This window comes from Parvularcula sp. IMCC14364, assembly GCF_030758415.1.
Classification (GTDB): domain Bacteria; phylum Pseudomonadota; class Alphaproteobacteria; order Caulobacterales; family Parvularculaceae; genus Aquisalinus.
Window position 1 is genome coordinate 1093081 of the sequence record NZ_CP132334.1, and the last position, 25223, is coordinate 1118303.

Annotated in this window: 21 protein-coding genes and 1 tRNA gene; 17 read left to right on the top strand and 5 right to left on the bottom strand. The window is 53.8% G+C overall.

Translation table 11 applies throughout. The features are described 5' to 3' along the window. Positions 1-2: 2 nt before the first annotated feature. The 10 genes from RAL90_RS05210 (at position 3) to leuB (ending at position 12723) form a co-directional block, all read left to right on the top strand. Positions 3-1175: an LL-diaminopimelate aminotransferase gene (locus tag RAL90_RS05210; protein ID WP_306253463.1), complete on the top strand. Its 1173-nt coding sequence runs from the start codon at positions 3-5 to the stop codon at positions 1173-1175. Then, positions 1172-2314 (top strand): glutamate 5-kinase, encoded by a 1143-nt coding sequence (gene proB / locus RAL90_RS05215; protein ID WP_306253464.1) that lies wholly within the window; start codon positions 1172-1174, stop codon positions 2312-2314. Before RAL90_RS05210 ends, proB begins: the two co-directional genes overlap by 4 nt. Continuing rightward, positions 2304-3587: a glutamate-5-semialdehyde dehydrogenase gene (locus tag RAL90_RS05220; RefSeq protein ID WP_306253465.1), complete on the top strand. Its 1284-nt coding sequence runs from the start codon at positions 2304-2306 to the stop codon at positions 3585-3587. Before proB ends, RAL90_RS05220 begins: the two co-directional genes overlap by 11 nt. Before the next feature lie 390 nt (positions 3588-3977). After that, positions 3978-5669: a dihydroxy-acid dehydratase gene (gene ilvD / locus RAL90_RS05225; protein WP_306253466.1), complete on the top strand. Its 1692-nt coding sequence runs from the start codon at positions 3978-3980 to the stop codon at positions 5667-5669. Continuing rightward, complete coding sequence (locus RAL90_RS05230) at positions 5666-7462, top strand: acetolactate synthase 3 large subunit (protein WP_306253467.1); 1797 nt, start codon at positions 5666-5668, stop codon at positions 7460-7462. Before ilvD ends, RAL90_RS05230 begins: the two co-directional genes overlap by 4 nt. Further along, positions 7462-8013: an acetolactate synthase small subunit gene (gene ilvN, locus RAL90_RS05235; protein WP_306253468.1), complete on the top strand. Its 552-nt coding sequence runs from the start codon at positions 7462-7464 to the stop codon at positions 8011-8013. Before RAL90_RS05230 ends, ilvN begins: the two co-directional genes overlap by 1 nt. Before the next feature lie 120 nt (positions 8014-8133). Next, positions 8134-9681, top strand: coding sequence for a 2-isopropylmalate synthase (locus RAL90_RS05240; RefSeq protein WP_306253469.1), 1548 nt, complete (start codon positions 8134-8136; stop codon positions 9679-9681). A gap of 9 nt (positions 9682-9690) precedes the next feature. Continuing rightward, positions 9691-11100, top strand: a complete 1410-nt coding sequence (gene leuC / locus RAL90_RS05245) for a 3-isopropylmalate dehydratase large subunit (RefSeq protein ID WP_306253470.1) — start codon at positions 9691-9693, stop codon at positions 11098-11100. A 4-nt stretch (positions 11101-11104) separates the two neighbouring features. Further along, positions 11105-11686, top strand: a complete 582-nt coding sequence (gene leuD, locus RAL90_RS05250) for a 3-isopropylmalate dehydratase small subunit (protein ID WP_306253471.1) — start codon at positions 11105-11107, stop codon at positions 11684-11686. Beyond that, positions 11683-12723, top strand: a complete 1041-nt coding sequence (gene leuB / locus RAL90_RS05255; protein WP_306253472.1) for a 3-isopropylmalate dehydrogenase — start codon at positions 11683-11685, stop codon at positions 12721-12723. The genes leuD and leuB overlap by 4 nt, the downstream gene beginning before the upstream one ends. Positions 12724-12745: 22 nt before the next feature. Here leuB and RAL90_RS05260 read toward each other — a convergent pair whose 3' ends face one another. The 3 genes from RAL90_RS05260 to RAL90_RS05270 form a co-directional block, all read right to left on the bottom strand. After that, the gene (locus RAL90_RS05260) at positions 12746-14365 is read right to left on the bottom strand and encodes a VWA domain-containing protein (protein WP_306253473.1); all 1620 of its coding nucleotides are present in this window, start codon (positions 14363-14365) and stop codon (positions 12746-12748) included. Positions 14366-14487: 122 nt separating this feature from the next. Next, positions 14488-15369, bottom strand: a complete 882-nt coding sequence (gene phhA, locus RAL90_RS05265) for a phenylalanine 4-monooxygenase (RefSeq protein WP_306253474.1) — start codon at positions 15367-15369, stop codon at positions 14488-14490. Between the two features lie 104 nt (positions 15370-15473). Then, a complete protein-coding gene (locus tag RAL90_RS05270; protein ID WP_306253475.1) occupies positions 15474-16796 on the bottom strand; it encodes a DEAD/DEAH box helicase in 1323 nt (440 codons plus the stop codon). 345 nt (positions 16797-17141) lie between these two features. On the opposite strand from RAL90_RS05270, the gene RAL90_RS05275 reads away from it, so the two are divergent. The 7 genes from RAL90_RS05275 to RAL90_RS05305 all read left to right on the top strand — a co-directional run bounded on the left by RAL90_RS05275 (position 17142) and on the right by RAL90_RS05305 (position 23337). Continuing rightward, positions 17142-18095, top strand: a complete 954-nt coding sequence (locus RAL90_RS05275) for an alpha/beta fold hydrolase (protein WP_306253476.1) — start codon at positions 17142-17144, stop codon at positions 18093-18095. A gap of 3 nt (positions 18096-18098) precedes the next feature. Then, positions 18099-18395: a hypothetical protein gene (locus tag RAL90_RS05280; protein ID WP_306253477.1), complete on the top strand. Its 297-nt coding sequence runs from the start codon at positions 18099-18101 to the stop codon at positions 18393-18395. A gap of 92 nt (positions 18396-18487) precedes the next feature. Then, positions 18488-19528 (top strand): NADP-dependent oxidoreductase, encoded by a 1041-nt coding sequence (locus RAL90_RS05285; RefSeq protein WP_306253478.1) that lies wholly within the window; start codon positions 18488-18490, stop codon positions 19526-19528. A 133-nt stretch (positions 19529-19661) separates the two neighbouring features. Next, a tRNA-Asp gene (locus tag RAL90_RS05290) sits at positions 19662-19738 on the top strand. A 134-nt stretch (positions 19739-19872) separates the two neighbouring features. After that, on the top strand, positions 19873-21309 hold the full coding sequence (locus RAL90_RS05295) for a DUF6538 domain-containing protein (RefSeq protein ID WP_306253479.1): 1437 nt from the start codon (positions 19873-19875) through the stop codon (positions 21307-21309). Between the two features lie 194 nt (positions 21310-21503). Beyond that, positions 21504-21986 (top strand): GNAT family N-acetyltransferase, encoded by a 483-nt coding sequence (locus RAL90_RS05300; protein WP_306253480.1) that lies wholly within the window; start codon positions 21504-21506, stop codon positions 21984-21986. Between the two features lie 253 nt (positions 21987-22239). Then, positions 22240-23337, top strand: a complete 1098-nt coding sequence (locus RAL90_RS05305) for a DUF262 domain-containing protein (protein ID WP_306253481.1) — start codon at positions 22240-22242, stop codon at positions 23335-23337. Positions 23338-24105: 768 nt separating this feature from the next. Here RAL90_RS05305 and RAL90_RS05310 read toward each other — a convergent pair. Further along, the gene (locus RAL90_RS05310; RefSeq protein WP_306253482.1) at positions 24106-24867 is read right to left on the bottom strand and encodes an RES family NAD+ phosphorylase; all 762 of its coding nucleotides are present in this window, start codon (positions 24865-24867) and stop codon (positions 24106-24108) included. Next, on the bottom strand, positions 24827-25204 hold the full coding sequence (locus tag RAL90_RS05315) for an antitoxin Xre/MbcA/ParS toxin-binding domain-containing protein (protein ID WP_306253483.1): 378 nt from the start codon (positions 25202-25204) through the stop codon (positions 24827-24829). Before RAL90_RS05315 ends, RAL90_RS05310 begins: the two co-directional genes overlap by 41 nt. Between the last annotated feature and the right edge of the window lie 19 nt (positions 25205-25223).

Genomic DNA, 25223 nt, shown 5'->3' on the forward strand with positions numbered 1-25223 from the left:
CAATGACACAGACAGAAGACTTTTACCGGATCCAGCGCCTCCCGCCTTATGTGTTTGAGGAAGTCAACAATCTCAAATCCTCTCTGCGCGGTCAGGGCAGGGACATTATCGACCTCGGCATGGGCAACCCGGACATGCCGCCGCCCGATCATGTGATTGAAAAGCTGGTTGAAACGGCACGTAATCCGCGTGCGCACCGCTATTCCGCCTCCAAAGGCATAGGGGGCCTGCGCAAGGCAATCGCGCGATATTATCAGCGCCGCTTCGATGTGCCCCTGAACCCGGATACGGAGGTTGTCGCGACCCTCGGCTCCAAGGAAGGCTTTGCCAATCTTGCCCAGGCCATCACGGCCCCGCAGGATATTGTGCTCTCCCCGGACCCGGCCTATCCGATCCACGCCTATGGCTTCATCATCGCTGGCGGTGTTGTCGGGGCGATACCGGCCCTGTCGCCAGAGCAGTATCTGGCGGGCCTGCACGAGGCGGCAAAAAGCACACGCGCAAAAGTCATGGTGCTGAACTATCCTTCAAACCCGACAGCCCAAACGGTCGAGCTTGATTTCTACCGGGATGCCGTTGCGCTCGCCAGGAAGCATGACATAATTATTTTTTCTGATCTGGCCTATAGCGAAATTTATTACGAGACGCCGCCGCCCTCGATCTTTCAGGTGGAGGGTGCGAAGGATGTGGCGGTGGAAGTCAATTCCCTCTCCAAAACCTTTTCCATGGCCGGCTGGCGTGTGGGCATGGCTGTTGGCAATGAACGCTTGATCAGTGCACTGGCGCGGGTGAAGTCGTATCTCGATTATGGCGCGTTCACCCCAATTCAGGTGGCTGCCGTGGCGGCGCTGGATGGGCCGGTTTCAGCGATCGACGAGATTCGCGCGACCTATCGTGCGCGCCGCGATACATTGATCGACCATTTCAACAAAGCCGGATGGGAAATACCTGTGCCGGCTGCCTCCATGTTCGCCTGGGCGCCAATCCCGGAAAAATATGCGGCTCTTGGCTCTGTCGCTTTTGCCAAGCTGTTGATGGAGGAGGCTGACGTTGCTGTCGCCCCCGGTCTTGGCTTCGGGGAGCGCGGCGACGGGCATGTGCGCATCGGGCTTGTCGAGAATCAGCAACGCATTCGTCAGGCTGCCCGCAATCTCAAGCGCCTTTTCAGTGCATGAGCGCGGCAACAGGAATATCCTCGGCAAACCGGCTGGTAATAAAGGTCGGCTCCGCGCTCCTGTGTGATGCGCACGGCCAGCCACGCCGGGACTGGCTGGCAGGTCTTGCCGCTGATATTGATCAGCTGCGCAAAAAAAATATTGAAGTCATTGTCGTTACCTCCGGCGCGATCGCGCTTGGCAAGCCGCGCCTGGGTCTCACCGGCGTATTGCGCCTTGATGAAAAGCAGGCAGCGTCTGCTGCCGGACAGGTCCTGTTGTCACAGGTCTGGCAGGGCGCGTTTGATCCGTTCGGGATTCAGGTCGCACAGATATTGCTGACACTGGATGATACGGAGAACAGGCGGCGCTATCTGAACGCCCGCAACACATTCCGCACCCTGCTGGATGTACAAGCCCTGCCGCTGGTCAATGAAAACGACACCATCGCCACCAGTGAAATCCGCTATGGTGACAATGACCGTCTTGCCGCCCATGCCGCTCAGCTCTGCGAAGCGGATTTGCTTGTCATCCTGTCAGATGTTGACGGGTTATATACCAGTGATCCGCGTGTTGACCCGTCAGCACAGCTCATGCCGCTGGTGAAAAAAATAACACCGCAAATAGAGGCGCTCGCGACCGGCCCCAATGTGCAGGCCGGCATGGGGTCCGGGGGCATGGCCTCAAAAATTGCGGCGGCAAAAATTGCCGGACGCAACGGGTGTGCCACCCTCATCGCCCAGGGCCGGCGGGACCATCCGCTGCGCGCCCTGCAGGAAGGGGCGCCTGCCACATTGATTGAGCCATCACGATCCCCCGAAAATGCAAGACGGCAATGGATCGCCGGTCGCTTGCAGCCATCCGGTATCATCAACCTTGATGCCGGTGCGGTTGAGGCCGTGCGCCATGGTAACAGTCTTCTTCCCGCAGGGGTCATTTCAGCCAGTGGCGACTTCGCCAGGGGGGATGCTGTCAGTCTGTGCGATCCGGCAGGGCGCCCCGTTGCGCAGGGGCTTGCCGCCTGGTCCGCTGGAGAGATAAAAAAAATTGCTGGCCTCAAGTCGGATATGATTGAAAAAAAAATCGGTTATCGCCGTCGCCCGGCGATCGTTGAAAAAAATGATCTGGTGCTGATGGAGCAGGAAAAAAATGATTCTTGATGACGCACAGCCAAATGATCTGCCTGTGTATATGGATGCCCTTGCCACACATGCGCAATCTGCAGCGCAGGCACTGGCCACAGCCACCAGCGAAAAAAAATCTGCCGCGCTTCTGGCCGCGGCCACTGCGATCCAGGCCAGGGCCGATGAGCTGTTGCAGGTCAACAGTCACGAAGTCGCTGCCGCCAGTGAGCGTGGTCAGCAGGCGTCTTTCGTGGACAGGATGCAGCTATCCCCGGCGCGCATTGACGATATCTGTGAGAGCCTCAAAAAAATATCTGCCCTGCCAGACCCCGTCGGTCAGGTCATTCGGGAATGGTCCGTGCCGAGTGGGCTCAAGTTTGAGCGGCTGCGCACGCCCATTGGCGTCATTGCCGTCATCTATGAGAGCCGCCCCAATGTGACGGTTGATGCTGCGGCTCTGGCGGTCAAATCCGGTAACGCCGTCATCCTGCGCGGTGGCTCGGAATGTATCGAGACAGCAAAGATACTGCACGCAGCCTTTCGCGAGGGACTGATCGCGGCAGGCTTGCCTGCTTATGCTGCCCAGATCGTCGAGACACCAGACCGCGACGCGGTCGGCCTGTTGCTGGGTGGCCTTGAGAACCGCATTGATCTTGTCATCCCCCGGGGCGGTAAATCGCTGGTCTCGCGCATCCAGACCGAGGCGCGTGTGCCGGTGCTCAGCCATCTTGATGGCATCTGCCATGTTTATCTCGATAAAGATGCTGACCTTGAGAAGGCCGTCAGCATCACGCTCAATTCAAAGATGCGCCGTACCGGCGTCTGCGGGGCGGCTGAAACCCTGTTGATTGATCGGGCGCGGCTGCACGATCTGCTGCCACCAGTTATTGCTGCCCTGAAAGAGGCTGGCTGCGAACTGCGCGGCGACCATCTGGTACTGGAAGCAGATAATACCCTCACGCCTGCGATCGAGATGGACTGGCATACGGAATATCTGTCCCCCATACTTTCTGTCGCGGCAGTTGACGGTGTCGTCGGGGCCATCTCGCATATCAGGCACTATTCATCTGGTCACACCGAGGCGATCGTGACGGAGAATGAAGAGACAGCCCACCAGTTTCTCACTGGCGTGGACAGTGCAATCGTCCTGCACAACGCTTCCACCCAGTTTGCGGATGGTGGCGAGTTCGGGATGGGTGCGGAAATCGGCATCGCCACAGGACGGTTACATGCGCGCGGGCCCGTTGGTCTTGAAGAATTGACGACCTACAAGACAGTGGTGCGCGGGAGCGGGCATATCAGGCCCTGACCACTGCTGGCGGCATAAGAGTGACAGATCATGCTCAATGCCAGTGATATTGCTCAATCATGCGCATTCAGTGCAGAAATTTAGCATTTTTTGCTTTTCGTTAAGCCTTCATTCACCTATAGAAAGGAACAAGGGTTAATAGAACTCTTTAGAGGACATGAGACAGATGATCGCATCATTGCTCCAGACAGAAGTGGCAGGCACAACAGCAAGCACAGGTTTCACCCTGTTTGCTGCGCTACTCCTACTTGTGGTTCTCGTGATCAGCCCTGTGTCGGGGGCGGCCAGGGAGTGTGCTAATTAAGCAGTATGCAGCACGAACCTGAAGCCCCCGCGACCGAAAGGAAGCGGGTTTTTTGTTTGTGAGGCTCACTCAAGCAGGAAATGAATATGGAACAGAAACCCAAAAGATCAGACGCCATCACCAAAGGCCCCGCCAAAGCGCCAGCGCGCGCCATGCTGCGCGGTGCCGGATTTACTGACCAGGACTTTGCCCAGCCGATGATCGCAGTGGTCAATACCTGGTCAACGGTCACCCCATGCAACATGCATCTGGCCGACCTGGCAGCGCCCATTCGCGATGGTATTCGGGCTGGTGGGGCAACGCCTGTTGATTTCAACACCATCGTTGTCTCCGACGGTATCACCATGGGCGGTGAGGGGATGCGTGCTTCTCTCATTTCCCGTGAAGTGATTACTGATTCTATCGAATTAGCCGTGCGCGGACATTCCCTTGATGCTGCGATCATTCTGGTGGGTTGCGACAAGACGATCCCGGCAGCAGCTATGGCGCTCGCCCGGATGGATATTCCAGGGGTGATATTTTACGGCGGCACTATCATGCCCGGTCACTGTAATGGCCGCGATCTGTCGATACAGGATGTGTTCGAGGCTGTTGGCAGCCACGCCAAGGGGGATATGTCTGACGAGGAGCTGGATCAGATAGAACGCACAGCCTGTCCCGGCGCTGGCGCCTGCGGTGGTCAGTTTACGGCCAATACCATGGCCATGGCCATGGCATTTCTGGGTCTTGCCCCCATGGGAGCAGGCGATCCCCCAGCCACCCATGATGCAAAACCGGCAGAAGCAAGGCGCTGTGGAGAACTGGTCGCGAAGCTTGCCCATGAGGGCACAACAGCGCGTCAATTCATCACAAGGACTTCCCTGCGCAATGCAGCTACAGCTGTCGTGGCCAGCGGTGGGTCAACCAATGCAGTGCTTCACCTGCCTGCGATTGCGGCAGAAGCAGGCATAAGCTTTTCAATCGATGAGTTCGATTCACTGTCGCGTACCACGCCAGTGATCACCGACCTGAAGCCAGGTGGTCAGTTTCTGGCACGGGACCTTCATGCAGCTGGTGGTGTTCGTTTGTTCGGCAAAAGCCTGATGGAAGGCAGCAAGATAGAAGATACGCCAACCGTCAGTGGCCGCACCATGTTTGAAGAATTTGCAACTGCTGAGGAAGCTGAAGGCCAGAAAGTTGTTCATCCGGTTAACGCACCAGTCAAGCAGACAGGCGGCTTGCGCATCCTGTATGGCGATCTGGCGCCGGAGGGTTCCGTGCTGAAAACCGCAGGTTACAGTGACGGGTCATTCACAGGCCGGGCGCGCGTGTTCGAAGGAGAGGAGGCTGCATTCAAGGCGGTTTCCAACAGGGAAGTTGTCGAAGGCGATGTGGTCATTATTCGCCATGAAGGGCCAAAAGGGGGGCCGGGTATGCGTGAAATGCTGGCAGTAACGGCTGCTGTTGCCGGGCAGGGACTGGCTGGCAAGGTTGCTCTCATTACTGATGGCCGCTTCTCAGGCGCTTCCCATGGATTCGTGATTGGGCATGTATCACCAGAGGCCGCCGCAGGCGGTCCAATCGCGCTCATTGAAGACGGGGACACGATCCGTATAGACGCAGAAAATCGTCGCATTGATGCAGACATAGACTGGCAGGCACGCCGCAAGGCCCATGTACCAAGGCCCGTCAACAGCATGGGTGGGGCGTTTGACAAATACGCTGCCCTTGTTTCCTCAGCTTCAAAAGGAGCTGTCACCATTTCCATCGCGCAGTTTGAGAAAGACCAGGCGTTATGAGTATCGAAACCAAAGCCCAAACAGATGATGCAACTTTGATCACCAAGCCGGGTGCTGAGCTTTTACTGGATGCGCTGGAAGAGCAGGGGGTTGAAGTTATTTTTGGCTATCCTGGCGGGGCAGTTCTGCCAATTTATGATGCGCTCTATTCCCGCGACACGATCCAGCACATTCTGATGCGCCATGAGCAAGGGGCGGTTCACGCCGCTGAGGGTTATGCACGGTCAACCGGCAAGGTTGGTGTTGTGCTCGTCACCTCCGGGCCGGGGGCTACAAACGCCGTAACGGGCCTTGCGGACGCCTTGCTGGACTCAATTCCGCTGGTCTGCATTACTGGTCAGGTGGCCCGCCCACTGATTGGTACGGATGCCTTTCAGGAATGCGACACGATTGGTATTACCCGCGCATGTACGAAGCACAATTACCTCATTACCAGCGCTGAAAGCCTGCCACGTCTCGCGCATGAAGCTTTTCATGTGGCACGCAACGGCCGTCCCGGGCCGGTGCTGATGGACATTCCCAAAGATGTCCAGTTTGAAAAAGCTGACTATGTCAGCCGCAACGATGCCAGAACACGTAACTGCATTGTTGTGCCAGAACCCGCTAGCAGTGATATTCAGCAGGCGGTTGAAATGTTGCGCCATGCCCAAAGGCCAGTCTTTTATACAGGCGGCGGTGTGGTCAATGCGGGGCCGGAGGCATCTGTGGATTTGCGCACCCTTGTGCAGGCAACAGGCGCTCCTGTCACGTCAACGCTGATGGGGCTTGGTGCTTATCCGGCTGGTGATCCACATTGGCTCGGCATGTTGGGTATGCATGGGAGTTTTGAAGCAAATAATGCCATGCATGAATGCGATCTCATGATCGCGGTGGGCGCGCGCTTTGATGACCGCGTAACTGGTCGGCTTGACGCCTTCTCACCCGGGTCACGCAAGATTCATATTGATATCGACCCGTCATCCATCAACAAAAATGTGCCAGTTGACCTGCCAATCATTGGGGATGCGGGCCAGATCATCAAAGCTCTTCTGGCTGAATGGCAGCGCCGGGAACAGGCATCGCCTGTCGATCACGGGCGCTTGGCCAACTGGTGGGAAGACATCAAAACCTGGCGGGCTCGGAATTCATTCGCCTACGACAAGTCAGGTGATGACATACAACCGCAATACGCGATTGAACGGCTGTACGAGCTGACCCGGGACCGTGACGTCTATATTACGACGGAAGTTGGTCAGCATCAGATGTGGGCCGCGCAGCATTTTCACTTCACAGAGCCCAATCGCTGGATGACCTCCGGCGGATTGGGCACCATGGGATATGGCCTGCCAGCGACGCTTGGTGTTCAGGCGGCACATCCGGATGCATTGGTGATTGATATAGCTGGCGACGCCTCTGTTCAGATGACCATGCAGGAGATATCCGCTGCCGTGCAGCATAATCTGCCGGTAAAGATATTCATTCTGAATAATGAGTATCTCGGCATGGTTCGGCAATGGCAGGAGCTGTTACACGGGGGGCGGTATTCGCACTCTTACTCGGCAAGCCTGCCTGATTTTGTGAAACTGGCAGAGGCTTATGGTGGTGTTGGTTTTCGTGCCAAGACCAAGCAGGAGCTTGATGAAAAGATCATGGCAATGATCAATATCGATAAACCAGTTATTTTCGACTGCTGCGTGACCAAAGAAGAAAACGTCTTCCCGATGATACCCTCCGGAGCGGCCCATAACGACATGCTCATGGGCGGCACGGTTACAGGTGATGAAATCAGCGATGCTGGAAAGGTGCTGGTCTGATGTCTACTTTGTATGCGTCGCAATCAGTTTATCCTGTTACCAAGAAACAGGAGGAGCCTCACGAAGCCATTCTGGCGATCATTGTTGATAACGAGCCGGGTGTGCTGTCGCGCGTGGTTGGTCTGGTGTCTGCGCGTGGCTACAATATTGAAAGCCTCACCGTCGCGGAGACAGACGAAGAAAAGCATACGTCACGCATCACAGTTGTCACAGGCGGCACACCGTCCAAGATTGATCAGATCAAGGCTCAGCTTGGGCGGCTCGTGCCAGTGCGGCGTGTCGTTGACATTTCCGAGGAAAAGGACTCGCTGGAGCGTGAGCTTGCGCTTGTCAAAATTACAAGTGAAGGCGAAGCCCGTGTGGAAGCAATGCGAACAGCAGAGATTTTCCGAGCACGCGCGCTGGATGTGACACGCGGGTCTTTCGTATTTGAAGTGACGGGCACCCGCGAGAAGATCAATGCATTTATAGATTTGATGCGCCCCCTCGGCTTGGCGGAAGTTTCCCGGACAGGTGTGCTGTCTATTCGGCGCGGTACTGAGAGAGATTGAAGACAGCATGAAGAAGAATTTTGTTCAACCCAGTATCATGCTTTGCCTCAGACGACTTAGTCCCGCGTGAGGCTAATCCTCACGCTGAGCGTAATTGAGACACTTTAGAGGGACTGGGAAATGACAATAGATAGTCACGTAAAGATTTTTGACACGACATTGAGAGATGGCGAACAGGCACCTGGCTTTTCAATGTCTACCGACGGCAAACTTGTCATCGCGCGGGCATTGCAGGCGTTGAATGTTGATATTATTGAGGCCGGCTTTGCGGCCGCGTCACCTGGGGATGCACGGGCAGTGCGGGCTGTGGCTGAAGAAATTGAAGGGCCAATCATCTGTTCACTGGCGCGGTTGAATGAGAAAGATATTGATGCCGCTGCAGAGGCAATCGGGCCAGCAAGGCGAAAGCGTGTTCACACATTCATCGGTACAAGTCCAACGCATCGTGACGCGAAGCTGAAAATGAGCCGCGCTGAAATTCTCGGCAAGATTTCAACACTCGTTGCACATGCACGCAGCGCTGTTGAGGATGTAGAGTTTTCTCCAGAAGATGCCATCCGTACAGAACGTGACTATCTCGTTGACGCGGTCACGGCAGCGATCGAAGCAGGCGCGTCCACCATCAACATTCCTGATACGGTTGGCTATACAACACCAGAAGAGATTACAGATCTGTTTCGGTTCCTGATTTCTGAAGTCAAGGGAGCCGACAATGTGACGTTCTCTGCACATTGCCACGATGACCTGGGTATGGCGGTCGCCAACTCTCTCGCCGCTGTGCGTGGTGGTGCCAGGCAAATTGAATGCGCCATCAACGGAATTGGAGAGCGAGCCGGGAATTGTTCAATGGAAGAAGCCGTGATGGCGCTGGCGACGCGGAAAGATTTTTTCGGCGTGGAAACGCAAATTGAGACAACGAAAATCTATCCGGCCAGCGTCGCGCTCAGCCGCGTTACACACAACCCGATACCGCGCAACAAGGCGATAGTTGGCAGGAATGCCTTTGCCCATGAAGCTGGTATTCATCAGCATGGTGTGCTGGCGGACAGACGCACTTATGAAATCATGGATGCTGAAGCAGTCGGTATGCCATCGAATTCTATCGTGCTGGGCAAACATTCTGGCAAGCACGCTCTGGCGGCACGGATAAAGTCACTCGGTTTCGAGGTTACAGGGCAGCGCATAGAAGAGCTGTTCCCGGACTTCAAGAAACTGGCAGATACAGCGCGGGAAGTAACCGACGCTGATCTGGTTGCACTGGTCAGTGGTAATACGGATCATGATGGCAGGCAGGGCCCTTGGCGTGTGCGCCGGGTGGAATTGCGCGCGGATGTGGATGACGACACGCGGCCCTTTGCACGCATCACACTCAAGCATGATGAGCAGGATGAACGCCAGACCGTAATTTCTGAGGGTGAGGGGCCCATTGATGCAGCTTTTTCAGCTGTATGCGCCATAACGGGTGTGGCTGGCCGCATCGCTGTGCTTGATCTTCATCATATCGCAGATGAGGGCATCGTCCGGGCTGAGGCTATCGTGGCTGTGGGCGAGGAGCGATATACGGGCACCGCCCATGAAGTTGATGTTGCTGATGCTGCTGTGGCCGCTTTCGTGGCAGCGATCAATCTGGCGGCAGGGGTTCATGCCCAACGCCGGGCAGTTGCGTAAGGGAGAATCATGTCAAAAACACTGTTCGATAAACTCTGGGAACGTCATGTTGTTGTGCCCGAGACTGATGAAGCACCAGCAGTGCTCTATATTGATTTGCATCTGATTCATGAGGTCACATCCCCGCAGGCTTTTACTGTTTTGCAGGAGCGCGGCCTGAAAGTGCGCCGTCCCGACCTGACTATGGGCACACTGGATCATTCGACACCAACCTTGCCAGCGGATGATAGCGGTAAGTTACCCTATGTAACTGCAGAGGCAGAACAACAGGTTGATACACTGATAAAAAATTGTGCTGCACATAGTGTTCAGCTGTTTGACCTGGATGACCCGCGTCGTGGTATTGTCCATGTCATTGGACCAGAACTGGGGCTGACCCAGCCTGGCAAGACCATTGTCTGTGGTGACAGCCATACGTCGACCCACGGGGCTTTTGGTGCGCTGGCATTCGGGATCGGCACAACCGAGGTAGGGCACGTGCTGGCAACGCAATGCGTGTTACAGCGAAAGCCCAAGACCATGCGGATAAATTTTGACGGACAACTTGCCGCAGGCGTGAGTGCGAAAGATATGGCGCTCGCCTTCATCGCAAAAATTGGCGCAGACGGTGGGCAGGGATATGCAATAGAATTTGCCGGTGAAGCCGTGCGCAATCTGTCTATGGAAGGGCGCATGACACTATGCAACATGTCGATTGAAGCGGGCGCGCGCTCTGGCATAGTCGCCCCGGACGAAAAGACATTTTCATGGGTGCAGGGACGGGATTATGCGCCGTCAGCCGGTGAGGCCTGGGAAGCAGCTATTGCTGACTGGCGGACATTGTGCACGGATGAAAACGCTACTTTCCACAAGCAGATTAAGATTGACGTTTCCAGTCTGAGCCCCATGGTTACTTATGGTGTTTCACCAGATGCCGCCATGCGTGTTGATGGTACAGTGCCCAAACCGGGCACTGAAGCAGAACGTCATGCGGCAGCTTACATGCAATTCGCTGAAGAGAGCAGGTTGGCGGACACTTCCGTGGACAGGGTTTTCATAGGCAGTTGCACGAATTCCCGACTTTCCGATCTGCGTGAGGCTGCAAATATCATGCGAGGGCGGAAGGTTCGGGAGGGCGTGACCGCACTTGTTGTGCCAGGGTCCGAAGCAATCAGAAAGGAAGCCGAGGCTGAGAAACTTCATGAAGTGTTTCTGGCTGCTGGGGCTCAATGGCGTCTGCCGGGATGCTCCATGTGTATAGGCATGAACGGGGATCAGGGCCAGCCTGGCGAACTTGTGGTTTCCACGTCCAACCGGAATTTCATTGGCCGCCAGGGCAAAGGTGTTCGCACTGTGCTGGCCAGCCCTGCAACCGCCGCAGCCAGCGCTGTCGCAGGATATATCGCGGATCCGCGTCACTATCTTGAGTTGGAGGGATAAGCTAATGTCTTTTAAGCCATTTACGAAAGTGACTTCCCGCACAATCGTTCTGTCTCAGGACAATATTGACACAGATCAGATTATTCCAGCCAGATTCCTGACAACAACTTCCCGGGATGGTCTTGGCGAATCTGTTTTTTACGATTGGCGGTTTGATGTACAGGGCAATCTGCGTAATGATAGTACCCTTGATCTGGCGCAACAGGGCGCGCATCAGATATTGGTGGCAGGGGCTAATTTCGGCTGTGGGTCGTCTCGTGAGCATGCGCCATGGGCACTAAGCGATTTTGGCTTCCGGGCAGTCATCAGTTCGGACATTGCCGACATTTTCAAAAGTAACGCCCTTAAGAACGGCTTGTTGCCCGTCGAGGTTGATGCAACCGCACACGCATGGTTGCTCGCTACTCCCGGTGCCGATGTGACCATTGACCTGGAAAAATGTGTTGTTATTTATGATGATAATCAACGGGCAGATTTTTCTATTGAACCCTTTGCCCGGCAGTGTCTTCTGAACGGGGTTGATCCGCTTGGGCATTTGCTTGGGCAGATGAGCGAAATTGAAGCTTTTGAGAGGGCGCAGGCATGACACTTAATGTTGTGTTCTTACCGGGTGATGGTGTCGGACCGGAGGTGTCAGATTCTGCCCGCAGTATTCTTGAGGCGACAGTTGCAAAGTTCAATCTCGATCTTTCCATGCAAACCTGTGCTTTCGGCGGTGCCGCTATTGATTCTTATGGTGATCCGTTTCCGGTAGAAACGCAGCAGGCCTGTCTTTCGGCAGATGCTATTTTTCTCGGAGCGGTTGGAGGCCCCAAATGGGATGGAGCGGAAAAGCGACCAGAATCCGGTCTGCTCGCATTGCGAAAGACACTTGATGTATATGCCAATCTCAGGCCGGTTCAGGTTCTCAGTGGTATGGAAAACCTCTCGCCCCTAAAGCCGGATCTGGCCAGGAATATTGATATACTGATCGTTCGGGAGTTAACTGGTGGCCTTTATTTCGGGGACCGGACCGAGGGCGATATGAGCGCTTCTGACATATGCACATATACGCGTGCAGAAGTGCAACGTGTAGCGAGAATTGCATTTCGTGCAGCCAGAGAACGGCGTGGCAAGGTCGTATCTGTCGATAAAGCCAATGTGCTTGCAACAAGTCGCCTGTGGCGATCTTCCGTAATTGATCTCCATCAAAGTGAGTTTGCAGATGTTGAGCTGGAGCACATGCTTGTTGATGCAATGGCGATGAAGCTTATTCAGTGCCCTGCCGAGTATGATGTGCTGTTGACGGAAAATCTTTTCGGCGACATCCTGAGTGATGAAGCATCTGTCTTGTCAGGGTCCATAGGAATGGCGCCGTCAGCGTCACTGGGAGACGGCACACGGGGGCTTTACGAACCAATTCATGGCTCTGCACCGGATATTGCCGGCACGGGCAAAGCAAATCCAGTCGGTGCTATCCTGTCAGTGGCGATGTTGCTACGTCACTCCCTTGAGGTGCCAGAGGCTGCTGACATCATTGAAGTGGGCGTGCAGCAGGCCATCAAGGCTGGCTATGGTACGGGCGATATAGGCGGGCAGGACAGTACGCAGAATTTTACTGAAAAGCTTATTGCCCTATTGTAACTGCCGCTCAGCGATTTCGTCGTTACTTTTGTTTCGCGTCGCCACTTGCGGTTTTGGCAGCGCGAACAAGCTGAACAAATTCAGCACGTTGACCATACGGATCATTGCCACGACTGTCTTGCGCAAGAGAAATGATTTCGTCCCAGTCAAAGTAATCTGTGTGCCCTGCGCGTTGTAATTTCTGACCATAGGCCGCTACGGCAGCAGCGTAACGCGCATCACGTGGCGCTGACTGCAGGGTGTCATACTGGTCCTTCACCAGCACAGGTACAGTTAGAAGGTCACTTTTCTCAGACTCGGGAAGTTTATACCGCAACTTGACGAAAGCAAATTCATCCACGCTGCCTTGCGTATCATTTTGTGTTTGATAGCGCAGAGGGTCAATCAGCCGTGCGTCAGATTCTACTGTCACAATTTCGTAAAGAGCCGTTACAGTATGACCCGCGCCAATGTCGCCCGCATCAACAGCATCGTTGTTGAAGTCCTCCGTATTCAGCAGGCGTGTCTCATAACCAATCAGCCGGTATTCTGCGACAGTTGCGGGGTTGAACTCGACCTGGAATTTAAGGTCTCGCGCGATAGGGAAAACTGTTGAGCGAAATTCGCGGACTAGCACTTTGCGCGCTTCTTCCAGTGTGTCGATATAAGCTGCGCTCCCATTGCCGTTCTGGGCAAGCCGTTGCGCAATAACGTCGTTATAGTTGCCTTCACCAAAACCAAGAACTGTCAGGTAAATGCCCTTGTCGCGTTTGCGGGCAACGTAATCTTCCAGGCTATCCGCATCGACTGTACCGACATTAAAATCACCATCAGTTGCCAGAACAATTCTGTTGATTTTGTCTTCACTGAAATTCTCTTCTGCAAGGTCATAGGCAAGGGCAAGGCCTTCACCTCCGGCAGTAGAGCCACCGGCAGAGAGGTTCTCAAGTGCGCGCCTGATTTTGGTTTTTCTCGAAGCTGGTGTTGGCTCAAGCACAACACCGGCTGCACCTGCATAGACAACAATGGAGATTGTGTCGTTCTCATTCATCTGGTCCAGCATGAGGTTTACTGATTTTTTGACCAGAGGCAGCTTGTTGGCGGCCCCCATAGAGCTAGATACATCAAGCAGTAGAACAATATTGGCGGCCTGCTCTTCATCTGGCGCCAGGTCGTAACCTTTGACGCCGATATGCATCAGCTTTGCACCATCTCGCCAGGGGGCCGAGGTAACCCAGACTGTCGGGGTAAATGGCTGGTCAGCGCTGGCGGGCTCTGCGTAGTCATAATCAAAATAATTCACAAACTCTTCCACCCGCACAGCATCAGATGGGGGCAGAATATTGTTCTGACGAATATAGCGGCGCATAACGGCATAGGATGTTGTGTCTACGTCTGATGAAAATGTTGATACGGGTTCCAGCGCTGTGAGCCTTACCGGGTTAGGGTCGGTTTCTTCATATTGCTCTGTATCTTGCTCAAATGCTGGTGGCATCATCAAACGATCACGCTGCATTTTCAGGGGGCTGGCATAAGCTGCTTCCGCCATTACTGTTGGCGAGGGAAGTGACGGCCCTTGCTCGGTTGTGCGGTAACTGTTTTCGCACGCAACCAGGCTTAAGACCGTAAGTGTGGCAATGGCTGTAGTGGTGAAATGGCGCATGGCTTATCCCTTCTCGTCTGCATCATTATTTCGCCGTGGAATACAGGCAACAACGTGGCAGCATCGGGGCCAAATAACCGCAATCAGATGAAGAGTTGGTAAGGCGCGAAGACTGTCCCGGCCTACTCGGCGGCAAAGCGTCCGCCTGCATTGGCGTAGGCTTGCGTGCCCTGGTGGATGATTTCCTCGCTGCTGACAATCTGATCCACCGCATAGCGCGGTAATTCAGGCAGTCGCTCATAAAGGGGACCGAAATCGGTATCGACTGTTGACTGGAACAGACTCTCATAAGAATCGATCACAAAATATGTCTGCTGAAAATCGTCAATGCGATAGTCCGTCCGCATGACCCGTTCCAGGTCATAGTCCAGCCGGTTGGGAGAGGCATCCTTCAGCGAGAACCGGGTCTCAGAGGCGGACGAGACGATGCCTGCTCCATAGATGCGCAGTCCATCGGGCGTTTTGATCAATCCAAATTCTACCGTGTACCAGTAGAGTGCAGCGAGGTTTTTCAGGCAGTCGTAATTCAGGGAGCGCAATCCCCCCTTGCCATAGGCTTCCATATAGTCTGCAAAAACAGGATTCGCGAGTAGGGGCACATGTCCGAAAATGTCATGAAAAACATCCGGCTCCTGAATGTAATCCAGTTGATCCCGCTGACGGATGAAATTTCCGGCGGGGAAGCGTCGGTTGGCAAGATGATCAAAAAATATATCATCCGGCACGAGACAAGGCACCGCAACGATGCGCCAGCCTGTGAGTTTCTCCAGCTCGTCACTGATCTGGTCAAATTTCGGGATGCCTCCCCGACCAAGGTCAAGAAGCTTCAGTCCGTCAATAAAGGATTGTTCAGCATAACCCGGCAGCAGCTTGACTTGCCGCTCGTACAGAATGTCCCAGGTTCCGTGTTCCTCATCGGTGTAGTTTTCCCATTTCTGGGGAACCGTGAAATCAGGCGCCATGTCTGGCGGGTGCTGGCTGGCAACTTCTTCTGCTTTGGTCATCTGCGTAGCATATCAAAAACTGCTGCACAGTTTCAATCAAAACGGGGGCTGTCTGTAGCAGGGTCTGTTACGCAAAGGCCGTGAAGACAAACATCCTTCTGCGCTCAGGAAGCGTCTCGCAGAAGAAAGGCTGGCACGTGATCGCCGAGACCCACAACAGGCTCATCTTTTTCCCGGCGAGGTCGGCTACGGCTTTCCTTCGCGGGGGGCTGGTCATCACGCTTTTTCTCGGCGCTGTCTTTGCGTGAGGGGCGTGTATTGCGGCTTTTGCCGCCGCCTGCCTGCTCGCCTTCAAAGAAGTCGCCCATTTCCACGGCCTCAATCTTTTCGAGGCCTGTGGTTTTGAGCACAGCAGCAAAGGCCTTGTCGTCGGAAGGGCAGACAAGCATATAGGCATGTCCTGAGCGCCCGGCCCGTCCAGTGCGCCCAATGCGGTGCACATAATCTTCCGCGTTCACTGGCACGTCAAAATTGAAAACATGGGAAACGTCAGGGATATCGAGACCGCGTGCTGCCACGTCAGAAGCGATCAGCAGTCTGATTTCCCCGTCACGGAATTTCTGCAGGGTTTCCGTCCGATATGCCTGCGGCAGGTCACCGTGGATAGGTCGTGCATCCAGTTTGTGCTTCTGCAAGGAGGTGGCGACAATATCGACATTCTTCTTACGGTTACAGAAGATGATGCCGTTCTTCACATCTGTATCATTGATCAGCTTGCGCAAGGTAGCTCGTTTCAGGCTGTCATTACCGGACGGCAGATGAACAACGCGCTGAGTGATGTTTTCAGCTGTGGTGGATTGCTTCGCCACTTCAACACGGGCAGGGGCTGACAGGAACTGATCCGTGATGCGCTGGATTTCCGGCGGCATTGTCGCCGAGAAAAACAGTGTCTGTCTCGTGAAAGGCGTCAGATTGAATATTTTTTCAATGTCCGGGATGAACCCCATGTCGAGCATTCTGTCTGCTTCATCTACAACCATGACCTGAACACCGGACAAAAGGAGTTTGCCGCGTTCAAAATGATCAATCAGGCGGCCCGGTGTTGCGATCAGGACATCAACACCACGCGCAAGCTTAGCATCCTGATCAGCGAAAGACACGCCGCCGATCAGCAGGGCCATGGTCAGCTTGTGATATTTGCCATAGGCCTCAAAGCTCTCTGAGACCTGTGCTGCGAGTTCGCGCGTTGGCGCCAGCACAACAGATCTGGGCATACGGGCTTTCGCACGCCCTTGTGCCAGGCGATGGATCAGAGGAATGGTGAAACTGGCGGTTTTGCCTGTCCCGGTCTGCGCAATGCCAAGAACGTCCCGGCCTTTTAACGCTTCGGGAATCGCTTCTGCCTGAATGGGTGTCGGCGTGTCGTATCCCGCCTCAGTCAAGGCTTTGAGGATTTTTTCATCAAGACCAAGATCTTCAAACTTCATGAAATACGTGCCTGTTGCGTCTGCTGATTATTCATAGAGTGTACCTGTTCTGGCGAATGCAAGTGCTACGCCAGATCATTATATGGAGTGATTACCTAAAGGCACCAGAATGGATCCGGGCCGGAAACTGTACCTTGGTCAGGAAGCTTCACCTCGTTGTGCAGCGCAATAGGCAAGTTCTGGTCCAGAGTCAAACCAGTGCTGCGTTTGGCAAGCAGTTTTTGGCGTTCGTGATATTTCCGTGACATCGATCTGGGCCTGGCCATAGCCAAAAAGGAAGTTTTACACACAAAAAACTGCACCAGAAGCAAGACAGCGCTGGCGTTATCTGGCATTCCACCGCGCATGAGCATTGTTCGACCAAGCAGAATTTACGCTGCAGAAGAAATGGACATTCCGCGTGTCGTTGAGGCAGAGCCGGATCGCCGCACCTGTGTAATCGGTGATATAGAACTGCATTATCTTGTCTGGGGGGACAGGGCCAAGCCACCCATTGTGCTGGTGCATGGCGGCAAGGACCACTGTCGAAACTGGGACTGGACCGTCGCTCACCTGATCGATGACTTTTGTCTTGTTACGCCGGACATGCGTGGCCACGGAGACAGTGGACGCTCAGCTGGCGGCGGCTATTCAACAGAACTCTTCGTATCTGATTTTGCCTTCTTCATGGATCATCTGGCCGCCGAGGGCTTCACGCAGCCCTTGCCATTGATCGGACACTCCATGGGCGGGAACATTGTGCTGCATTACGCGGCTGCCTTTCCGGAACGGGTCAGCCGGCTTATTGCCATGGAAGGCCTTGGATCATCTCAGAAAATGTATGATGATTTTATGGAAAAGGCGCCTGCGAAACGGCTGCGCGACTGGATAGAGCGCCGGGTTGCTGGTGAAAGAAAACAGCGATGGCGGTTCAAGGAGCCGGAGGAAATGGTTGCCCGCATGGCTACCGTGCACAAAAACCTGCGCCCTGATCAGTCACGGCACCTCGCCCTTCATGCTGCAAGATTGTATCCTGATGGCTGGGGCTGGAAGCATGACCCAAGATTTGGTTTCTTCCCGCCGCCCAAGTTGACGTCCCCGGAAGAATACGGGCGCCTTTACGAGAGCATCACCTGTCCTGTTCTGTTGATGCGGGGCGAAGACAGCTGGGCCTCTGACCCGGAGGCTGACGGGCGGATGACGTCTTTTTCCAACGCCAGATTGGTCAATTACCCCGATGCCGGGCACTGGCACCATCACGACCAGTTTGACGCTTTCATAAAGGATGTGAGACAGTTCCTGACGCAAAAGGAAGATTGAGCCATGAAGCCTGTTCATGCCAAGCTGGTTGCTGCCATCATTCTTGATATTGCCGACTTCACCGTTGGGCGTATTCTGGGCTTTGGTACGGCCATGGATATGGTTATGGTACTGATCGCCTTTGCCATGTTCGGCTGGAAGGGATTGTTCTCCTTGTGGGAGGTTGCCGATCTGTCAGATCAGGTAGACGGCTTTGTGCCGACTCTGACCCTGATTGCGCTCAGCGAGTTGCGCGATGGCAGCAAAGACAAGGGTGGTTCACCCGCTGACACCGACAGAAAAACGCTGGAACAGAAATAACTGATCAACGGCCTTCAGCGCTGCGTCTGCTGCTTGCTGTGCCGCCGACGACTGTTATTCTGCCCTATAAATGATTTTAAGAGGAGACGCCGATGACTGGTCTTAAATCCCGTGAAATCCACCTGAAAGAATATCCCAAAGGGGCACCTACTGCCGACCTTTACGAAATCAAGGAGGTTGATGTTCGTGAACCGGGGGAGGGAGAGGTCCTGATACGGATCGTCTGGATGACAGTTGATCCCTACATGCGGGGCAGAATGCGACCGGATGTGAAAAGCTATATCCCGCCATTTCAACTGGGAGAGCCACTGGATGGTGGTGCTGTCGGTCAGGTCGTAAAGTCCAAAGCGGACGGGTTTGCAGAGGGGGATTATGTTGTCGGCTTTAATGGCGGCTGGCGTGAATATTACACCGGGCCAGCGGAAGCCTATACAAAAGTTGATCCGAATTTGGCCCCGCTCTCAGCCTATCTAGGTGTTCTGGGGATGCCTGGCATGACAGCCTGGGCTGGTGTGACACAAATCATGGAGCCGAACGAGGGAGAGACGATGATGGTTACAGGGGCGGCAGGCGCCGTTGGCTCGATCGTCTGTCAGATCGGCAAGCTGAAAGGCTGCAAGGTGATCGGCTCGGCAGGCAGCAAGGAAAAATGTGACTGGATCACGTCAGAACTGGGTGTCGATGTTGCCTATAATTACAAGGACTTTGACGGGTCTTCAGCAAAGTTGAGCAAGTTTCTGGCCGAACACGCCCCCAAAGGTATTGATACCTATTTCGAAAATGTGGGCGGGTTCCAGCTCGAAGCGTTGATCAACAATATCGGATTTGCCGGACGAATCGCCCTGTGCGGCATGATCTCGCAATATAATAACACGACACCTGAACCGGGCCCTTCCAATCTCACCAACCTGATCGGTCGCGGTGTTCTGGTGAAGGGCTTCATTGTCTCGAATTACATGAACATGATGCCGCAATTCTTTGCCGAGATGGGCCCGTGGGTCGCCGGCGGCAAGGTCAAGTTCCGCGAGACTGTTTATGAGGGACTTGATGCCGCGCCAGAGGCTTTTGCGGGCCTGTTCACTGGTGACAATACAGGCAAGGTCGTCATCCGTATTGGCCCCGATAACGCCTGATCGGATCAGTATAGGTATCTGGAGCAGAAGCGTTTCAGATACCTGTAAAAAATCCACAGGGCCGCCTGTCTTTGTGCTTGATTTATCCTCGGCACGGCCCTAGGAAACGCTTCTCGCTGGAAACGGCAAATGCGCGGGTGTAGCTCAGCTGGTTAGAGTGCCGGCCTGTCACGCCGGAGGTCGCGGGTTCGAGCCCCGTCACTCGCGCCATTTCGCCCGAAATGGCAATCGCGCAAGTCATTGAAATCAAACGGAATTATCGGTTCCGTTTGGATTTCTTTGTCTAAATTGGCCGGAAATTGTGGACCAAATTGGGACCAAATTGTGGACCAATGGTCGGCGTGATGAAGCGCGTCGAAGACAATTCCTACCTCGAGCAAAGAGGCCGGGTCTGGTGGTACAATCGCCGGGTCCCGAGAAAGTTCGCACACCTCGATACGCGCAAGCGCATCAAGGAATCGCTTGGCACAACATCCATCGAACAGGCGCGTCACAAACGTGATCTCCTGGCCGAAGCCGACGATCACTACTGGGCGTCGCTCCAGATCGCCGATGAGGCCAGGCCTTCAACCAATCGCGAAGTGTCCGAAGCTGTGCGTCGCCGATACAAGATGGCGACGGTGAAGGCGCTGGCAAGCGGGTTCATTTATCAGCCGATCGACCACCTGGCGACTGAAGCACCAATCGAAGAGACCCTCGCGAGATTGCTGGCTGTGCAGACACAAGCTGGGCCTGCTGAAATACCGAAAGAGCGAGATGCCGAAGCCCTGCTCGGCGGGGCGACAAAACCCACGATAACAGTTACCGAAGCCTTCGAAATCTATCTGTCTGAGATCGCTTACAACGCCCAGCTCTACAAATCACCGAACCAGCGTGCGTCATGGGAGAAGACCAAACGCACCTCCATCCAGTACTTCATCGATTTTGCAGGAGATATTGCACTCGAAGACATTACCCGAGAGCTGGCACTTAAGTATCAGAAGCATTGGGCGAAGCAGGTCAAACCGAAGGATAGCAAGACCAAGCCAATGGCTCCTAATACGGCCAACCGGCACATCGGCAATATCCGTTCTCTCTACACCGATTATTTCAAGCATATCGGAGAAGAGGAGCGGCCCAACCCGTTCCGGAACATGCATTTCAAGGCCAAGGCGCGCACCGAAGTGCCGCCATTCTCGTCCGACTGGGTTTGCAAGAAAATCCTTGTGCCAGGAGCGACACGCCGGTGGAACCCTGAACTGCAACTGATCCTTCTTATGCTGATCGAAACGGGATGCCGTCCGAGCGAGATCATAAATTTGCGGATCGAAGACTTCCATATGGATGGCCCTGTTCCTTACATCGCCATTCGTGCGCGTACCGATCGCGAAGTCAAAACCGACACGTCAGAGCGTGACATTCCATTGGTCGGCATTTCGCTCGAAGCGGCCAAACGTGCTGCACCAAGGGCATTCTCACACTACTATGACCGCAATGAACTCGTTTCCGCAAACATGATGAAGAACCTACGAAACCGAGGGTTGCTGGAGACACCTAATCACAAGGTCTATTCGCTCCGCCATGCTTTTGAAAAACGCATGCAGGAAGCCAACATTGATTACGGCTTGCGATGCCTCCTCATGGGGCACAAGACGACCAGACCAGTTTATGGTGATGGCGGGTCTTTGGAGTACCGCCGGGATGAGCTGTTGAAGATTGCCCATCCGTTTGATCCACAGGTGATGGATTTGTTTGAGCAGGAGAATCCGGAGTGCAGTTCTAAACAAGAAACCAGTATATGAAATGCCAAACTACCTTTGAATGAATGGCAAATTTCGGTAGAGCAAGACGCCAGCCACTGGAATCTCTAAGTCGCGAATTGGCCCATCTTTGCCGTTTGATCGATTTAAACCAATGACTTAAGTCGCCCTAAACTGGACGCTCACGACAAATACGAGATGATGACTGGAATGCTGACGCTGTCTATAAGCAGTGCATGACTAAGATCAGAAAATACATCGAATCAGACTTGGGATCGGTGCTCGAAGTCACAGAACATGCCTGGGCGCCAGTTTTCCCGCTTATGCGGGAAGATATCCCAAAATATGTCTATGATTCATTCTATCCTGAGGGTTGGAGAAAACGGCAAATTAGCGAGGTCGAGGCGGTCTGTGCGGACGCCGAAACAGATGTTTGGGTTGCCGAAATCGAATTCCGCATCGTCGGATATCTGGGATTGCGCGTCCACCCTGAAGACTCGATGGGTGAGATTTACATCATCGCCGTCGATCCAGCAGCGCAGCAAAAAGGTGTCGGAAAAGCTTTGATGGCTTTCGCTTTCGATTGGATGCGAGAAAAGAAACTGAAAATGGCTTTCGTTGAAACGGGTGGGGATCGTGGTCACGAACCGGCTCGCCTTAGCTATGAAGCGGTGGGCTTCGAGCGTTACCCAGTTGCGAGGTACTTCAAAGAGCTATGAGTGATGGGCGTCCTAAATTCGCCCCATAACGGTCGCTCGCAAACCTGACGCCAATGTCCGAGATTGGCGAGAAACGCCCCTACGATAGTAGGGCTATGGGCGGCTCAGTTGGGCGCAATTGCGGACATAAGGATACTCGGCTCGCGAGAAATTCCGATGAGAAGTTACTTTTCCCAGAAAATTGGCATGCCGTAACCGCAGATATCCCCTATAACAATAGCGTGAGAACACCTGCGCAGTTAAAGGGGTCGCAATGAACGAGGAACTGGACTTTGACGAAGAACTTAAAAATGCCGAAGACGAATTAGCTTCATCGGATGACAATGATGAGACTCCTCCGGGAGATATAGTAGCCTTCAACGAACTAAGGTCGTGCGCAGATCTTCATCGAATGTACGTGGCCAAACAGTTGGAAATACAGCCGGATTTTCAGAGAGAGGTGGTTTGGCAACCCGCTGAGCAAACCAGATTTGTCGATTCTCTGGCGAAGCAGCTTCCAATCCCGAGCATGTGCATCAGCTTGGATTACAAGACGGACAAACGTCAGGTCGTTGATGGGCTTCAAAGGATGTCTTCAATTTTTCGCTTCCTGTCGGAGCCCGGCTGGAGAATGTCAAAGCTGCCAGATGTGGACGATAGGATTTCAAACAAAACTGTCGAGTATGTAAAACGTGAGCACGGCGACGTTTTCTCCAGAGTCGAGAATACAACTATACCGGTGACAGTACTTCGGTGCGACATGTCAAAGAAATCTCACCAAGAATACATGTTCACCATCTTTCATCGCCTAAATAAGGGCGGCTCTAAGCTAACGAACCAGGAAATTCGAAACTGTATTTATAGTGGTACCTTCAATGAGACTCTGAAAGCGATTGTAGCGAGCGATTTGTTCAAAACAGCATTTGGCATTCAAGAGGACAAGAAGTATCGCTTCGCATATGAGGAGTTAGTGCTGCGAATTGTTTCATTTTTTGATAGCCATACTAATTACAAAGGACCGCTCTCAAAATACTTGAACGACCACATGTCCGACAACCGAAATATTAGCTCAGATCGTAGTGCCCAGTTGATCAACAGGTTTCAAGAAGTTCTCGATGTCCTATATCGACGTGTATTGATCGAGGAGCCTTTGCCGCGCATCAGCAAGGCAACAATAGAGGCTATTCTAGTCGGCATTGAACGCAATTTTGAGCGCATTCAAAATGTTTCCGACGAAACAGTACGAGCCGCTTACGTCTTGCTGCGAGGAGATCCGTTATTTAGTGTGCAGGCATTGAAAGAGGGATTGGCCGCAACGGAGCGTGTTAAAGCTCGCCTTGATAAAGCAGTCCAAATATTTTCGGTTCAATGATACGCTCTGGTCGAATTCGAAAGACTCTCAAATATCTTGATGCAGAGTATAACAAGAACATAGCAAATAGCGATCCACAGATTCCGGTTCTGTTCGCAAAGATGGCCGTTCTGGAATACTGCGGATGGATTGAAGAAGCCTTTGACGAGGTTGCGCGAACTTGCGTCCGCGGCAAACTAAAAACAAGCGCCTCCAGAGAAATACTGGAAGATAGAATCGGTCGGACGCACGGCTTTACATACGCTGCTAGCGTTCGTCCCTTGCTCTCAGTTGCTCTTGGGACAATCAAATTGCGGGCTTTGGAACTGAAGCTTTCTAGGTCCCCCGACTTGGATCGTTTAAAGACGAATCTTGGAAACCTCAACGCAATGAGGAAAGAAGCTGCGCATACTCATACAAGTGGTCGAACGCAAAGTTTTCAATCGCCATCAGTGATCATCGCAAATTTGAACCAGACGGAACCAGTGTTAAAGCGCATTTGCGGTCTAGTCATATCATAAGGGGGAACATGACAGTTTCAGATTGTTACAATAGCCAACAAGTAAGGAATTCAGATTTTAGGTCTTTAGCGGCCGATTTGCGATCATTGTACAAGATTCGCTTCAACTCTATCTAGACGGTTCGCCGCGTTTTGGGCACGTGGGTCCGATACGGATAACGGCCGGTTTTGGGATTAAACAGCGATCTCGCTATGTCTCCTTTTGGGAACTTCGAGCCACGCCCGTTTCGGCTGCTTATGGGATTTTTCAGAGATTGGGATGCTCCAGCCTAAGTCCAGGTAAGATCTTGCAGCCGCCCGTCGCTCGCCCATTGCTCTGGCGAAACACTGAATTTCTCCCCTCGAAACTCACAGATCGCATGAACCCCGGTCCTGTTGAACCATAGGCGCCAGGTCTGGTTTTGTGTCGGTGCCGGTGCTGCGAAGGCTTCACAGGTCAGGATGGCTGCATTCGGTTTGTGATCTGGGTCTCGGACGGACGCATAGCGGATGAGCTGTATGTCTTCTGCGCGCGCAGCCTCTTCGAGTTGCTGGCAAGGCTCGTAGTCTGACGAGTGCATCCAGAGTTCGCTGGCGTCTGAGAACGGCTTTGCTGTCAGGTCGATGGCGGTTTTTGTTTTGACGGGTACATCGAACGCCGTGTGTTCGCTTGGCTGGGTTGGAAAGGGCGTGCCCGGAGAGTCCGTATAGAAGAGCAGAAGGTGAAACGCGGTTTCGATGATCGCGGTCCTTGGTTCTTCAGAGACATAGTAGACGCCGGGCGTTGGTCCGGCTCGTCGAAAGCGCGAACCGTTCGGGTAAAGCCCGTAGCGAAACGGTGTCATGTAAAGATAATGCAGGCCTTCGCATTCCGGCGGAACCGGCGGCTTGGTTTCTTCCAGAATGTCTTCAAGCAGGCGTTGCTCATCCAGCGTATCGACAAGCTGAAGCGTGGAGACGACATGTTGCGCCTCCACGCAGCGCCAGTAGGTTTTCCGGGCGGGCGACTGCTCAGAGCGGAGCGCGTCTGGAATCCAGATAGGCAAGGCCATGGGTCAGTCCTGTAATCGTCTTGATCTGATCGAGAGGACGACCGCCAAGCGCCCCGTTATCATTGCGTAGCCAGGCATGGGCCACTGTTCCATCGCCGCCTGTTATCGCATCAAGCGAGCGAAACAGGCGAACGAACAGCGCGCCAAGTTCAAAGGCCTTGGAGCCTTCTTCCAGACGGAACTCATCCTTTCTCATCCGAGACACGGTCGGTTCCGAAACACCCAGAATCGTGGCGAGATCTTTTCCGGAAAGACCCAGCTTTTCGGCGGCGCGCACAACCGCCATGGTCATCACGCGTGTCCGTTCCTGACCGTCTACGGCAAGTGTCTGTGACATCGAAGCATCCTTTCTTTCG